This is a genomic window from Rhodoferax lithotrophicus (genome assembly GCF_019973615.1).
Lineage (GTDB): Bacteria > Pseudomonadota > Gammaproteobacteria > Burkholderiales > Burkholderiaceae_C > Rhodoferax > Rhodoferax lithotrophicus.
The window spans coordinates 329,139-342,802 of the sequence record NZ_AP024238.1; the positions used below are offsets into that span (position 1 = coordinate 329,139).

The 13,664-nt window shown below is 53.8% G+C and carries 20 protein-coding genes; 16 read left to right on the forward strand and 4 right to left on the reverse strand.

The window, feature by feature from the left end; all coding sequences use genetic code 11:
• Positions 1-10: 10 nt before the first annotated feature.
• Entirely contained in the window at positions 11-313 is a 303-nt protein-coding gene (locus LDN84_RS01480) for a DUF2007 domain-containing protein (protein ID WP_223907116.1), read from the forward strand.
• 11 nt (positions 314-324) lie between these two features.
• On the opposite strand, the gene LDN84_RS01485 is transcribed toward LDN84_RS01480, so the two are convergent.
• The gene (locus tag LDN84_RS01485) at positions 325-756 is read right to left on the reverse strand and encodes a CBS domain-containing protein (RefSeq protein WP_223907125.1); all 432 of its coding nucleotides are present in this window, start codon (positions 754-756) and stop codon (positions 325-327) included.
• Positions 757-858: 102 nt separating this feature from the next.
• Between LDN84_RS01485 and LDN84_RS01490 the strand changes: the two genes are divergently transcribed.
• The 3 genes from LDN84_RS01490 to ubiA are packed head-to-tail and all read left to right on the forward strand — an operon-like array spanning position 859 to position 3,612.
• Entirely contained in the window at positions 859-1,818 is a 960-nt protein-coding gene (locus tag LDN84_RS01490; RefSeq protein WP_223907128.1) for a LysR substrate-binding domain-containing protein, read from the forward strand.
• A 27-nt stretch (positions 1,819-1,845) separates the two neighbouring features.
• Positions 1,846-2,733: a Dyp-type peroxidase gene (locus tag LDN84_RS01495; RefSeq protein ID WP_223907131.1), complete on the forward strand. Its 888-nt coding sequence runs from the start codon at positions 1,846-1,848 to the stop codon at positions 2,731-2,733.
• A gap of 15 nt (positions 2,734-2,748) precedes the next feature.
• Complete coding sequence (gene ubiA / locus LDN84_RS01500) at positions 2,749-3,612, forward strand: 4-hydroxybenzoate octaprenyltransferase (protein ID WP_223907134.1); 864 nt, start codon at positions 2,749-2,751, stop codon at positions 3,610-3,612.
• 59 nt (positions 3,613-3,671) lie between these two features.
• On the opposite strand, the gene LDN84_RS01505 is transcribed toward ubiA, so the two are convergent.
• The 3 genes from LDN84_RS01505 to glpK all read right to left on the reverse strand — a co-directional run bounded on the left by LDN84_RS01505 (position 3,672) and on the right by glpK (position 6,397).
• The gene (locus tag LDN84_RS01505; protein WP_223907137.1) at positions 3,672-3,962 is read right to left on the reverse strand and encodes a hypothetical protein; all 291 of its coding nucleotides are present in this window, start codon (positions 3,960-3,962) and stop codon (positions 3,672-3,674) included.
• A 40-nt stretch (positions 3,963-4,002) separates the two neighbouring features.
• On the reverse strand, positions 4,003-4,818 hold the full coding sequence (proC, locus tag LDN84_RS01510) for a pyrroline-5-carboxylate reductase (RefSeq protein WP_223907140.1): 816 nt from the start codon (positions 4,816-4,818) through the stop codon (positions 4,003-4,005).
• 76 nt (positions 4,819-4,894) lie between these two features.
• Positions 4,895-6,397 carry a glycerol kinase GlpK gene (gene glpK / locus LDN84_RS01515; RefSeq protein WP_223907143.1) on the reverse strand — a complete coding sequence of 501 codons (1,503 nt, stop codon included), beginning with the start codon at positions 6,395-6,397 and terminating at the stop codon, positions 4,895-4,897.
• A gap of 56 nt (positions 6,398-6,453) precedes the next feature.
• Here glpK and LDN84_RS01520 point away from each other — a divergent pair, with 56 nt between their 5' ends.
• The 12 genes from LDN84_RS01520 to secY all read left to right on the forward strand — a co-directional run bounded on the left by LDN84_RS01520 (position 6,454) and on the right by secY (position 13,662).
• Entirely contained in the window at positions 6,454-8,070 is a 1,617-nt protein-coding gene (locus tag LDN84_RS01520; RefSeq protein WP_223907146.1) for a glycerol-3-phosphate dehydrogenase/oxidase, read from the forward strand.
• Between the two features lie 169 nt (positions 8,071-8,239).
• On the forward strand, positions 8,240-8,608 hold the full coding sequence (rplN, locus tag LDN84_RS01525; protein ID WP_075585457.1) for a 50S ribosomal protein L14: 369 nt from the start codon (positions 8,240-8,242) through the stop codon (positions 8,606-8,608).
• A 9-nt stretch (positions 8,609-8,617) separates the two neighbouring features.
• Complete coding sequence (gene rplX, locus LDN84_RS01530; protein WP_223907149.1) at positions 8,618-8,938, forward strand: 50S ribosomal protein L24; 321 nt, start codon at positions 8,618-8,620, stop codon at positions 8,936-8,938.
• A 2-nt stretch (positions 8,939-8,940) separates the two neighbouring features.
• Positions 8,941-9,480 (forward strand): 50S ribosomal protein L5, encoded by a 540-nt coding sequence (rplE, locus tag LDN84_RS01535; protein WP_223907152.1) that lies wholly within the window; start codon positions 8,941-8,943, stop codon positions 9,478-9,480.
• An 8-nt stretch (positions 9,481-9,488) separates the two neighbouring features.
• Positions 9,489-9,794: a 30S ribosomal protein S14 gene (gene rpsN / locus LDN84_RS01540; RefSeq protein ID WP_223907154.1), complete on the forward strand. Its 306-nt coding sequence runs from the start codon at positions 9,489-9,491 to the stop codon at positions 9,792-9,794.
• Positions 9,795-9,812: 18 nt separating this feature from the next.
• A complete protein-coding gene (gene rpsH, locus LDN84_RS01545) occupies positions 9,813-10,208 on the forward strand; it encodes a 30S ribosomal protein S8 (protein ID WP_223907157.1) in 396 nt (131 codons plus the stop codon).
• A 26-nt stretch (positions 10,209-10,234) separates the two neighbouring features.
• Positions 10,235-10,768: a 50S ribosomal protein L6 gene (rplF, locus tag LDN84_RS01550; protein ID WP_223907160.1), complete on the forward strand. Its 534-nt coding sequence runs from the start codon at positions 10,235-10,237 to the stop codon at positions 10,766-10,768.
• Between the two features lie 11 nt (positions 10,769-10,779).
• Positions 10,780-11,145, forward strand: a complete 366-nt coding sequence (gene rplR, locus LDN84_RS01555) for a 50S ribosomal protein L18 (protein WP_223907163.1) — start codon at positions 10,780-10,782, stop codon at positions 11,143-11,145.
• Between the two features lie 17 nt (positions 11,146-11,162).
• Positions 11,163-11,687 carry a 30S ribosomal protein S5 gene (rpsE, locus tag LDN84_RS01560; RefSeq protein WP_223907166.1) on the forward strand — a complete coding sequence of 175 codons (525 nt, stop codon included), beginning with the start codon at positions 11,163-11,165 and terminating at the stop codon, positions 11,685-11,687.
• A gap of 15 nt (positions 11,688-11,702) precedes the next feature.
• On the forward strand, positions 11,703-11,885 hold the full coding sequence (rpmD, locus tag LDN84_RS01565) for a 50S ribosomal protein L30 (protein WP_223907169.1): 183 nt from the start codon (positions 11,703-11,705) through the stop codon (positions 11,883-11,885).
• A 10-nt stretch (positions 11,886-11,895) separates the two neighbouring features.
• Positions 11,896-12,327: a 50S ribosomal protein L15 gene (gene rplO / locus LDN84_RS01570; RefSeq protein ID WP_223907172.1), complete on the forward strand. Its 432-nt coding sequence runs from the start codon at positions 11,896-11,898 to the stop codon at positions 12,325-12,327.
• A 21-nt stretch (positions 12,328-12,348) separates the two neighbouring features.
• Positions 12,349-13,662: a preprotein translocase subunit SecY gene (secY, locus tag LDN84_RS01575; RefSeq protein ID WP_223907175.1), complete on the forward strand. Its 1,314-nt coding sequence runs from the start codon at positions 12,349-12,351 to the stop codon at positions 13,660-13,662.
• Positions 13,663-13,664 lie beyond the last annotated feature (2 nt).

Here is a 13,664-nt window from a genome sequence, read left to right on the forward strand (position 1 = left end):
CAAGCCCACCATGCCCCGCTTGACTCAAGCCCCCAACCTCGCCATCGCCACCTTGTGGGCCGATGCGCTCAAGGGTGAAGGTATTGCCACCAGCGTGCAGCGCCAGTACCTGAGCAGCGTGGCCGGTGAGCTGCCGCCCGACCAGTGCCTGCCCGAGGTGTGGATTCAGGACGCGGCGCAGGAGGTGCGGGCGCGTGAACTGCTGTACCAGCTGCAACATGTGCCGCAGCGGCGCTGGCGTTGCAGTTGTGGCGAACTGGTCGAAGGTGGCTTTGAGCAATGCTGGGCCTGCGCCGCCTGGATGCCGCGCTAAGCCATCGCGGTTCAGTGCGCGGTTTGGTAGTGTTCCCGCCGCCGTGCTTCGGACACAAACTCGTCCAGCTCAGGGTCCATGGCATTACGTGCCGACACCAGCCCCAGGGTGTGGCCGTTTTCCACCACCGGGGCATGGCGCACGCCGTGTTCTTGCATCTTCACCAAGGCATGGCCAAATGAATCATTCGGGCCTACGCTCATCGGCTGGGTGGTCATGGCGGTGCGTACCGGGGTGGATTGGGGGTCTAGCCCTTGGCCCAGCACGCGAAAGACGATGTCGCGCTCGGTCAGCACTCCGGCCAGCTGGCCGTGCTCAATCACCCAGGCCACCCCAACATGTTTGCCAGCCATCAGCTGGGCCGCCTGGCTGATGGTTTGCTCTGGCGCAACCGTGATGAATTTGTTGCGGTCCATGACACTTTTGACGGGTAGATCAAACATGGCATACCTCCTGCACACATGCTAGTCGCCGGGTTTGCGGACTCTTTGACGCGTGTCAACACAAAGCGTGTTGCCGGGCGGGCTCTGGGTGAAAATAGCGTCATGACCCTGACTGAACTCAAATACATCGTGGCGGTGGCCCGTGAGCGGCACTTTGGCAAGGCCGCCGAAGCCTGTTACGTGTCGCAGCCGACCCTGTCGGTGGCGATCAAAAAGCTTGAAGAAGAGCTGGACGTGAAGCTGTTCGAGCGCAGCGCCAATGAAGTCAGCGTGACCGCGCTGGGCGAAGAAATTGTGCGCCAGGCGCAAAGTGTGCTGGAGCAGGCGGCTGCCATCAAGGAAATTGCCAAGCGCGGCAAAGACCCGCTGGGCGGGGCGCTCACCTTGGGCATCATCTACACCATTGGGCCGTATCTGCTGCCCGATCTGGTGCGCCAGATGATCACCCGCACGCCGCAAATGCCCTTGATGTTGCAGGAAAACTTCACCGTCAAGCTGCTCGAGATGCTGCGCACTGGCGAGATTGATTGCGCCATTCTGGCCGAGCCCTTTCCCGATGCCGGGCTGGCGATTGCGCCGCTGTATGACGAGCCCTTCATGGCCGCCGTGCCGTTTCACCACGCCCTGGCGGCCAAGGCCCAGCTCACCAGCGAAGAGCTGAAGAACGAGACCATGCTGCTGCTGGGCAGCGGTCATTGTTTCCGCGACCATGTGCTGGAGGTGTGCCCCGAATTTGCCCGCTTTTCCAGCAACACCGAGGGCATTCGCCGCAGCTTTGAGGGCTCGTCACTGGAAACCATCAAGCACATGGTGGCGGCCGGTATGGGGGTCACCCTGGTGCCGCGCCTGAGTGTGCCCAAGGAAGCCTTTGCCGCCAAACGCAAGCGCGACGAAGACCCCTATGTGAAATACCTGCCAATTGCCGACAAAGATGGCGGCAGCCCGCCCACCCGCCGCATTGTGCTGGCCTGGCGGCGCAGCTTTACCCGCTACGAAGCCATCGCGGCCCTGCGCAATGCGGTCTACGCCTGCGAGTTGCCCGGCGTGACGCGCTTGTCCTGACCCTGAAAAACTGGAGTTTCCCATCTCATGAATGTTGCCCAAAGTGCCGTTTTGGCTGATGTGCCCCCGCTCGGGCGCTATGTGTTTTTTGACGTGAAGGATGCGGTGCTGCTTGGCCCCAGCCTGCTGCGCTTGTCGGCACTCAACGAGCTGGCCAGCGGCCAGTTGCTGGTGGGCTTGGGTCACGGGCTGGTGTCGGCCCTGGGCGCACAGGTGCCGGGTTTACATGCGTTTGAGGCGCTGACCGGGGTGAACGTGGCCGTGCCCAGCACCCCGGCGGCCCTGCTGTGCTGGCTGCGCGGGTCAGACCAGGGTGAGTTGATCCACCTGACCCGCCGGGTGCAGCAGGCTCTTGCCCCGGCGCTGTGCCTGACGCAGGTGGTGGATGCCTTTCGTTACGGTTCGGGCCGCGACCTGACCGGTTATGAGGACGGCACCGAAAACCCCACCGGTGATGCCGCAGAAGCCGCCGCCCTGCTGCAAGGTGCAGGCCCCGGCCTGGACGGCAGCAGCTTCATGGCGGTGCAACAGTGGCTGCATGATCTGGATGCCTTCGAGGCCATGAGCCCGCTGGCCCAAGACCACATGGTCGGCCGCCGCCGCGCCGATAACGAAGAGCTGGACGACGCGCCCGAATCCGCCCACGTCAAACGCACCGAACAAGAGAGTTTTGACCCCGAGGCCTTTGTGCTGCGCCGCTCCATGCCCTGGGCGGCGGGGGGGCAAGCGGGCTTGATGTTTGTGGCGTTTGGCCAGTCTTTCGATGCGTTTGAGGCACAGTTGCGCCGCATGGTAGGGCTGGAAGACGGCGTGGTGGATGCCTTGTTTGGCATTTCCAAGCCCATCAGCAGTGCGTATTTCTGGTGTCCACCGATGAATGCCGGTCAGCTGGATTTACGCCAGCTCGGCTTGTGAACAAGGACTCTGGTGATGGATTGGCGTAAAAAACTGAATCTCTACCTGGCGCTGATCCGCTGGGATCGGCCTGCGGGCTGGTTGTTGCTGTTGTGGCCCACACTCGGCGCGCTGTGGGTGGCTGCGGGCGGCTTTCCGGGCTGGCATTTGCTGAGTGTGTTTGTGCTGGGCACGATCCTGATGCGCAGCGCGGGCTGCTGCATCAACGACGTGGCCGACCGCGAGTTTGACAAACACGTCAAACGCACCGCGCAGCGCCCGGTGACCACCGGGCTGGTGTCGGTGAAAGAGGCACTGGCCGTGGGTGCGGTGCTGGCACTGCTGTCGTTTGTGCTGGTGCTGAGCACCAATGGGCTCACCATCGGCCTGTCATTCGCTGCACTGGCGGTGACCATGGTCTACCCCTATGCCAAGCGTGTGGTGTCGATGCCGCAAGCCGTGTTGGGCATGGCGTTTGGCATGGGCATCCCGATGGCCTTTGCCGCCGTGCGTGGTGAGGTGCCCGCGCTGGCCTGGTGGCTGACCCTGGGCAACCTGTTCTGGGTGCTGGCCTATGACACCGAATACGCCATGGTGGACCGCGACGACGATCTGCGCTTGGGGCTCAAAACCTCGGCCATCACGCTGGGCACGTGGGATGTGCCAGGGGTGATGCTGTGTTATCTGTTATTTATAACTATTTTGGCTGCAGCGCTTATAAATAAAGCGCAATCAGCTATTTTTATCGTAGCGTTGGTGGTGGCGCTTGGGCAGGTGGTCTGGCATTTCACCTTGATTCGCCACCGCACGCGGGAAGGCTGCTTCAAAGCCTTCCGACTCAACCACTGGCTGGGTTTTGCGGTGTTTGCCGGCATTGCCGTCAGTTACGCGGTGCAGTAAAAAGCCACCGCTTGGGGTGGCTCAAGAAGGGTTGATGGCAAGCGTGGCGGCTGGTCAATTCACAGGGTTTTGTGTGCCTTGGTTCTCTTGGCCTTGGTCTTGCCCGTTTTGATTTTTTTGTTCTTTTTGGTTTTCTTGACCTTGCCTGCCACTTTGGTTTTGCTTGCTTTCGCGGCCTTCACTTTGGCCCCGGTCTTGGCGTGCACCTTTTTCTTGTGGGGCTTGGGGGCAGCGGCTGCGGCCGGGCTGTCAAATTGCGGGGTGGTTTGTGCGCTGACCTCGCGCATGGGGGTGAACAGGGATACTGCAAACAGTGCGGCGCAGGCCAGGGCGGTGAGGGATTTTTTCATGGTGTTGGATCAATCAAAGGGAAAGCCGGGGGCGAGGTTTTCAGGCGGCACCAAATTCGTCGCCGAGTTCTTTGGCACGCTCGCGGGCAGCGTACATGGCATCAATGAACAGGGCGCGCACGTCGTTGTCTTCCATGCTGGAGATGGCGGCAAAGGTGGTGCCGCCTTTGGAGGTGACGCGCTGGCGCAGCACCTGGGGTGATTCGCTGGAGGCTTGCGCCAGGGCGCTGGCTCCGCAGAAGGTGGCCACAGCCAGCTGATGCGCTTGTGCGCGGCTCAAGCCCATTTCGGTGCCAGCGGTGGTCATGGCTTCCATGAAGTAAAACACGTAGGCCGGGCCTGAGCCGGACAGGGCGGTGACTACATCCAGCTGGTCTTCAGCGTCCAGCCAGAGGGATTGCCCGGTGGTGGCGATGACCTGATCGATGCGTGTTTTGTCTTGCGTCGTGACGCTGGCGCGGGCGAACAAGCCGCTGATGCCTTGGCCAATCAGCGCTGGAGTGTTGGGCATGGCGCGCACCACACGTTCAGTGTCCAGCCAGGCGGCAATGCTGTCGCTGCGTATGCCGGCGGCCACGCTCAAGTGCAAAGCGCTGCGGGTGTGAGGGGCCACAGCTTGCGTGGCTTCTTTGAAGGTTTGGGGTTTCACGGCCCAGACCACCAGCCCGGCGTTGGCCAGAAAAGCCCCGGCTTGCGGTTGCGCGGTGATGCCAAAGCTGGTTTGCAGCTTGGTCTGTGCTTCAGCAAAGGGCTCCAGCACGTCAATGTGCGCAGGAGAGAGGCCTTGTTTGATCAGGCCGCTGATGATGGCGCTGGCCATGTTGCCCCCGCCGATGAATGCAATGCGTTCGCTCATGTTGAGAAGTCAGCTCAGGGGCTGTTCAAGCGTTATAGAAGCCTTGAGTCTAATCAAATGCGTTGACAGTTTGCTTTCACGCAGCGGGTTTCAGCACAGTCTGGCGCACCGCATGTTCCCATTGCGACATGCGTTCCTGGGCCAGCGCAGGGGGCATTTGCGGCAGAAATCTTTTTTCGGCTTGCCACAAGGCGCTGAGTTGAGCTTTGTTTTGATAAACCCCGGTGGCCAGACCGGCCAGGTAGGCCGCGCCCAGGGCGGTGGTTTCGATCACAGCCGGGCGAATGACTGGGATGCCGAGCAGATCGGCCTGAAACTGCATCAGCAAATCGTTGACGCAGGCCCCGCCGTCGACCCGCAGTTCGGCCACCGCCACGCCACCCGCCGCAACGGCATCACGGCTCATGGCTTGCAGCAGGGCGGCGCTTTGGAAGGCAATACTCTCCAGCGCAGCGCGGGCGATGTGGGCCAGAGTGCTGCCCCGGCTCAGGCCCAGAATGGAGCCACGGGCATCGGGCTGCCAGTAAGGTGCGCCCAGCCCGGTGAAGGCGGGCACCACCATCACGCCACCGGCATCGGGCACACTTTCAGCCAGGGCCTGGACGTGGTTGCTGCTGGGAATGGCATGCAGGCCGTCGCGCAGCCATTGCACCACGGCACCACCAACAAACACGCTGCCTTCGATGGCAAATTCGGGTTGTGGGGTAGTTTGTGCTGCGCTGGTGGTGATCAGTCCGTTGTGCGATGTCTGGAACGTGTGACCGGTGTGCATCAGCATGAAGCAGCCGGTGCCGTAGGTGTTTTTGACCATGCCGGGGGTGAAGCAGGCTTGGCCAAACAGAGCGCTTTGCTGGTCGCCAGCCATGCCGCCAATGGGGATGGGAGAACCCAGAATATCGGCGCAAACTTCGCCGAACAGGCTGCTTGAGGGCTGAACCCTGGGCAGCAGGCTGGTGGGAATATCCAACATCTGCAGCAGTTCGTTGTCCCACTGGTTGGTATGAACATTAAAAAGCATGGTGCGTGAAGCATTGCTGATATCGGTGGCATGTACTGCGCCGTGGGTGAGCTGCCAGAGTAGCCAGCTGTCAACGGTGCCAAAGGCCAGCTCGCCGTTGTTGGCCTGCTGGCGTGCGCCGGGTACGTTGTCTAGGATCCATTTGAGTTTGGTGCCCGAAAAATACGGATCAATCAGCAGGCCGGTTTTGGCTTGGACGCAGGCAGTCAGGCCACCCTGGCGCAATGTCTTGCACGTGGGCTCGGTGCGTCGATCTTGCCAGACGATGGCGTTGTGAATTGGCAATCCCGTGCGGCGGTGCCAGACTACCGTGGTTTCGCGCTGGTTGGTAATGCCCACTGCGCTTACCTCATAGGCAGAGATACCTGCATTGGTCATTGCCTGGCGCGCTGTGGCGAGCTGAGTGCGCCAGATGTCCAGGGGGTCGTGCTCTACCCAGCCTGGTTGTGGAAACTGTTGTGTCAGTTCTTGCTGTGCTTGGGCGACTACCTGCCCCAGAGCGTTGAACACAATGCTGCGTGAACTGGACGTGCCTTGGTCCAGTGCGAGTAAATAAGTCATGGCGCATCCTAAAGTAGCGAATAATCAGGCGGTTTGTTAGCCCATCGAATCCACCCATGGTCACTTTAACCGAACCCTTAGCAACCTATCGCCCTGAGTTGATGGATCGTCTGGCGCAACCGTGCCAATATGATTTATGCGTTATTGGGGGAGGGGCTACCGGACTCGGGCTAGCTCTGGATGCTGCCGTTCGCGGTTTGCGCGTGGTGTTGGTTGAGGGTCATGACTTTGCCAAAGGAACATCATCTAGGTCAACCAAATTGGTCCATGGTGGCGTGCGTTATCTGGCACAGGGCAATATCTCCCTGGTACGCGAAGCCCTGCACGAGCGCACACTGTTATTACACAATGCGCCCCACTTGGCACAACCTTTGCCGTTTGTGATGCCTGCTTACACATGGTGGGAGGCTCCTTTTTATGGTACTGGTTTGAAAATGTACGATGCGCTGGCTGGCAAGGCTGGGTTGGGTGCGACGGAGTTTTTAAGCCGGGATGAAACTTGTGCCCTGTTGCCGCAAATTCGCACAGAGGGACTCAAGGCCGGGGTGAAATATTGGGATGGTCAGTTCAATGATGCGCGGCTGGCGTTAGCTTTGGCGCGAACCGCAGCACAACACGGCGCGTTGCTGGTGAATTACTGTCGGGTGGTGGATGTCGTTCATGATCAGGGGCGTATCACTGGTGTGAAATGCACCGATCAGCTCAATGGTCGGCACTACACTTTGGCATGTCATTGCGTCGTCAATGCCACCGGTGTTTGGGTTGATGCTTTGCGAAGTCTTGATGATGCGGCGACCGGAAATACTTCTGATGCAGCAACAAAACCCATGGTTGCACCCAGTCAAGGTGTTCATATGGTGGTTGACAAGGAGTTCTTGAACGGTAGTGCCGCCTTGATGGTACCCAAAACAGCCGATGGGCGTGTGTTGTTTGCGGTGCCGTGGCTTGGGAAACTTATTTTGGGAACTACCGATACGCCGCGCCATAACCTGGACTTGGAGCCTGCCGCCTTTGAGGAGGAAATCAACTTTATATTAGGCGAATCAGCCAAGTATTTGCGTCGAGCCCCAACGCGTGCCGATGTCAAAAGTATTTGGGTGGGTTTACGTCCGTTGGTTAAACCTGCTGAGGATACGGGAGGCCACACCAAAGGACTGAGCCGAGAGCACACGATAGAAGTGAGTCGCAGTGGTATGGTGACCGTGACGGGTGGTAAATGGACGACGTACCGTGCAATGGCTGAGGATGTACTGGAGGTCTGCACAAAGCAGCAATTGCTCCGAGCTACCGTAACGGGGCTGACTCGAGGTTTGCGGTTGATAGGAAGTGAGTCGACAAGAGCTGCATTCACTCCTATTTATAAAGCAGAGGGTCTGCACGGGTATGGCAATGAGCAGAGCTTGGTTGGAAGCATGCCGGGTGCTGATCGATGGCTTGACGATACCTTGTCCGAAGGTATGGTGCGTTTTGCGGCCCGCTTTGAATACGCTGTAAAAGTTGAAGATGTACTTGCGCGAAGATCAAGAATGTTATTTCTTGATGCTCGTAAAGCGCGTTTTTTGGCAGGAGATGTGGCGGCTATTTTAAAAAATGAGACTGGGCAAGATGCTGCTCAGGAGGCCTTTGAAAGCCTATGCCAGCAATATTTGCTTGATTTGCAAGAAAGTTCTTGAAAGGCTACATTTTTTACTGCATAATACAAGGCTTCGCGTTAAAACGAAGTGTCTGCCCAAAGCTAACAACGTGAGTGGTTCATGTTGGGTGTAACGGGCCCAAGACTGACTGATTAAATGATTTGCATTGTGCAAATTGATTGATTGGTGCAAGTTGGGAATTAATTAAATGATCCAAACCGAATCTCGACTCGAAGTCGCCGACAACACCGGTGCCAAGTCCGTTCTGTGCATTAAGGTGCTGGGCGGATCTAAGCGTCGCTACGCTAGCGTGGGCGACATTATTAAAGTGAGCATTAAGGAAGCTGCGCCACGTGGTCGCGTCAAAAAAGGCGATGTCTACAGTGCTGTGGTGGTTCGTACTGCCAAGGGAATCCGTCGTAGTGATGGCTCTTTGGTGAAGTTCGATGGCAATGCGGCAGTGTTGCTGAATGCCAAGCTTGAGCCTATCGGCACTCGTATCTTTGGGCCAGTGACGCGTGAGTTGCGTACTGAAAAGTTCATGAAGATTGTGTCGTTGGCACCTGAAGTTTTGTAAGGACATCACATGAACAAAATTCGTAAAGGCGACGATGTCATTGTGCTCACCGGGCGCGATAAAGGCAAACGTGGCAAGGTTGTGTTGCGCAAAGATGATTCGCACCTTGTTGTAGAAGGTGTAAACATTGTAAAAAAGCACGCCAAACCTAATCCAATGAAGGGTGAGGCTGGTGGTATTGTTGAGAAGACCATGCCGATTCATCAATCCAATGTGGCAATTTTCAATGTTGCATCGGGTAAGGCTGATCGTGTTGGTATCAAGTTGCAGGCTGATGGTAAACGTGTGCGCGTTTACAAATCCAGCGGCGAAGAAATCAAGGTGGCATAAACATGGCTCGTTTGCAAGAAATCTACCGTGAAAAGCTGGCTCCAGAGTTAATGGCCAAGTTTGGCTATAAGTCTGCGATGGAGGTGCCGCGTTTAACCAAGATCACGCTGAATATGGGTGTCAGCGAGGCGGTTGCTGATAAGAAAGTCATGGATAACGCAGTGGGTGATTTGACCAAGATTGCTGGTCAAAAGCCTGTAGTAACCATGTCGAAAAAGGCGATTGCGGGTTTCAAAATTCGTGAAGGTCAGGCAATTGGTTGTATGGTGACCTTGCGTGGTGCACAGATGTATGAGTTCCTGGATCGTTTTGTGACGGTGGCATTGCCTCGCGTTCGTGACTTTCGTGGTATCTCGGGTCGTTCGTTTGATGGCCGTGGAAATTACAACATCGGTGTCAAAGAGCAAATTATTTTCCCTGAAATTGAGTATGACAAAGTTGACGCTTTGCGTGGTCTCAATATCAGTATCACGACAACGGCCAAGACTGATGATGAGTGCAAGGCGCTTCTCGCTGGTTTCCGTTTTCCCTTCAAGAACTGAGGTGATCTGTGGCTAAGATGGCTTTAATCGAGCGCGAGCTCAAAAGAGACAAACTGGTTGCCAAGTACGCAAAAAAACATGCGGAATTGAAGGCCATTGCGACTGATGCAAAACGTACCGATGAAGAGCGTGCTGCTGCACGTCTTGGATTGCAAATGTTGCCGCGCAATGCAAATCCAACGCGGCAACGAAATCGTTGTGCAATCACAGGTCGCCCACGTGGAACTTTTGCTCACTTCGGTTTGGCTCGTGCAAAAATTCGTGAAATGGCTTTTGCTGGGGAAATTCCTGGCATTGTCAAGGCAAGCTGGTAATCGGCAGGAGAAATAGATATGAGTATGAGTGATCCGATTGCCGACCTGTTGACGCGCATTCGTAATGCACAAATGGTTGCGAAATCATCTGTCCGTGTGCCTTCTTCTAAAGTGAAGATTGCGATTGCCCAAGTCTTGAAAGATGAGGGTTATATCGATGGCTTCAAAGTCAATGCAGTTGATGGGAAGTCTGAGTTAGAAATTGCTTTGAAATACTACGCTGGTCGACCGGTGATTGAACGCATTGAGCGTGTAAGTCGTCCAGGCTTGCGTGTATATCGTGGCAGCGATGCCATTCCACAAGTTCAAAACGGCCTTGGTGTGGCAATTGTCACGACACCAAAGGGTGTGATGACAGATCGCAAAGCGCGTGCTACCGGTGTTGGTGGTGAAGTGCTCTGCTACGTCGCTTAATACGTGGCATTGAGGAGAAACTAAAGATGTCCCGTATAGCAAAGATGCCCGTCACTATTCCGGCAGGAGTAGAAATTAAGATGGATGCGCAGAGCCTTAGTGTTAAAGGTTCTGGTGGTAGCTTGTCTCTTGCTCAAAATGCAATGGTCAACATCACCAATGATGCCGGAAAGATCAGCTTCGCTGCTGCGAATGATTCCCGTGCTGCAGATGCAATGGCAGGAACATTGCGTCAGCTCGTCAATAATATGGTTATTGGTGTAACCAAGGGTTTTGAAAAGAAACTGACGTTGATTGGAGTGGGTTACAAAGTGCAAGCCACGGGCAACAAGCTTAATCTGACAGTGGGTTACTCTCACCCAGTTGATAAAGTTATGCCAGAAGGTATAACTGTGGCGACGCCAACACCTACTGAGGTGGTTATTAAAGGCGCTGACCGTCAACGAGTTGGTCAAGTTGCTGCTGAAATTCGAGCGATTCGACCACCTGAGCCTTATAAAGGCAAAGGTATTCGCTACTCGAATGAAAAAGTCGCGATTAAAGAAACTAAGAAGAAATAAGGATCTGCATCATGTTGAGCAAAAAAGAGCAGCGTCTTCGCAGAGCCCGTCAAACCCGTATTCGTATCGCCAATCAGGGTGTTGCACGGTTGACGGTGAATCGCACAAATTTACACATCTATGCCAGCGTAATTTCTGGCGATGGCGGCAAAGTATTGGCAACAGCATCAACTGCAGAAGCCGAAATTCGCCAGTCATTGGGTGGTTCAGGCAAGGGTGGCAATATTGCAGCAGCCCAAGTCATTGGTAAGCGTTTGGCTGAAAAGGCAAAAGCTGTTGGTGTTGACAAAGTAGCGTTTGATCGTGCAGGGTTTGCGTACCATGGCCGCGTGAAAGCGCTGGCTGATGCGGCACGTGAAGCTGGCTTGCAGTTCTAAGCAGATCGGAAAAAAAGATGGCTAAAGTACAAGCAAAAATGCAAGGTAAGGCTGAAGGGCCTGAAGATGGTCTGCGCGAAAAAATGATCGCGATCAACCGAGTCACCAAAGTGGTGAAAGGTGGTCGGATTCTAGGTTTTGCTGCATTGACAGTAGTCGGCGACGGTGATGGTACCGTTGGTATGGGTAAAGGAAAATCGAAAGAAGTTCCGGCGGCTGTACAAAAGGCTATGGAAGAGGCTCGTCGCAATATGTCTAAAGTGTCCCTGAAAAATGGGTCAATTCATCATAAAGTGATGGGTCGTCATGGGGCTGCATCGGTAATGATGGCTCCTGCACCAAAAGGTACAGGCATTATTGCTGGTGGACCAATGCGTGCTGTGTTTGAAGTGATTGGTATCACAGATATTGTGGCGAAAAGCCATGGTTCATCCAATCCATACAACATGGTTCGTGCAACATTGGATGCACTATCTCATGCAACGACACCTTCTAACGTTGCTGCAAAACGCGGAAAAAGCGTAGAAGAATTGTTTGCTTAATCGGAGTTCGTAGTTATGACATCGCAAAAGAAAGTCACTGTGAAGCTTGTGCGCAGCCCAATCGGGTGTGCAGAAGCCCATCGTGCAACAGTTCGCGGTTTGGGCCTGCGGAAAATGCATAGCACAAGTGAATTAGTTGATACACCCGAAGTGCGCGGAATGATCAATAAGATCAGCTATTTGGTTAAAGTGCTCTAAGAGGTAAACAATGGAACTTAATAGCATTAAGCCGGCGGACGGCGCAAAACACTACAAACGCCGCGTAGGGCGTGGTATTGGCTCTGGTCTTGGAAAAACAGCAGGGCGTGGACATAAAGGTCAAAAATCACGCGCTGGTGGTTACCATAAAGTAGGCTTCGAGGGTGGACAAATGCCCATGCAGCGTCGTTTACCAAAACGTGGCTTCAAATCTGCTTTGTTGAAGTTCAATGCAGAAATCACATTGGACGCTTTGAATTTGTTGGAAACATCAGATATCAATGTTGTTTTGCTGAAACAAGCAGGTTTGGTAAGTGAATTGGCCAAAGTTGTTAAAGTGATTAAAACAGGCACTGTGACAAAAGCTTACAAGTTAAGTGGCATTGGTGCTACCGAAGCCGCTAAAGCAGCTATTTTGGCTGCTGGTGGTAGCGTAGATTAAAGCAATATTGAAAGCTAGTAAGTGGTAACCTCTAGTTCGGCACTATCGGTAAAAACAGACAAGTACGGTGATCTTCGTCGTCGTCTTGTCTTTTTATTACTTGCACTTGTGGTTTATCGCGTAGGTGCACATATTCCGGTTCCAGGAATTGATGCAAATCAGTTGCAGCAGTTTTTCAAAGGACAACAAGGTGGCATCCTAGGGATGTTTAATATGTTTTCCGGCGGAGCATTATCTAGATTTACAATCTTCGCTCTTGGAATCATGCCATATATTTCGGCATCGATTATTATGCAATTGCTAGGATATGTATTACCAGCATTTGAACAGCTGAAAAAAGAGGGTGAAGCAGGGCGTCGAAAAATAACACAATACACCCGCTACGGAACGCTTGGATTGGCGTTGTTTCAGTCGTTAGGTATCGCAGTTGCGCTTGAAAGTTCTGCCGGTTTAGTGATTTCACCAGGTTTCGGTTTTCGTATGACGGCGGTCGTGACGCTTACTGCTGGTACTTTATTCTTAATGTGGCTAGGTGAGCAAATTACAGAAAGAGGACTCGGCAATGGAATTTCAATTTTGATTTTCGCAGGAATTGCAGCCGGATTGCCTAATGCTGTTGGTGGTCTACTTGAGTTGGTTCGTACCGGAGCAATGAGTATTATTGTTTCGATGCTGATAGTTGTTTTGGTTGCACTGGTTACTTATTTCGTTGTATTTGTAGAACGTGGGCAACGGAAAATACTTGTGAATTACGCACGTAGACAAGTTGGTAATAAGGTTTATGGTGGTCAGTCATCACATTTACCACTTAAATTGAATATGGCAGGTGTAATTCCGCCAATTTTTGCATCTTCTATCATTTTATTGCCTGCAACGGTGGTCGGATGGTTTAGTGCTAGTGATTCAATGCGTTGGCTGAAGGATATTTCCGGCTCCTTAACTCCTGGTCAGCCAATTTATGTCATGTTGTATGCTGCCGCAATAATCTTCTTCTGTTTCTTTTATACGGCGCTTGTTTTTAATAGTAAAGAAACCGCTGAAAATCTTAAAAAAAGTGGTGCTTTTGTTCCTGGTATTCGACCGGGTGATAACACTGCGAAGTATATTGATAAGATATTATTGAGACTCACGTTTATCGGTGCTATATATATTACTTTGGTTTGCTTGTTGCCGGAGTTCTTGATACTAAAGTACAACGTGCCTTTTTATTTTGGTGGAACATCCTTGTTAATTATTGTTGTTGTTACGATGGACTTTATGGCTCAAGTGCAAAACTACCTGATGTCACAACAGTATGAATCTTTGCTAAAAAAAGCTAACTTTAAGGCTTCTTGAGG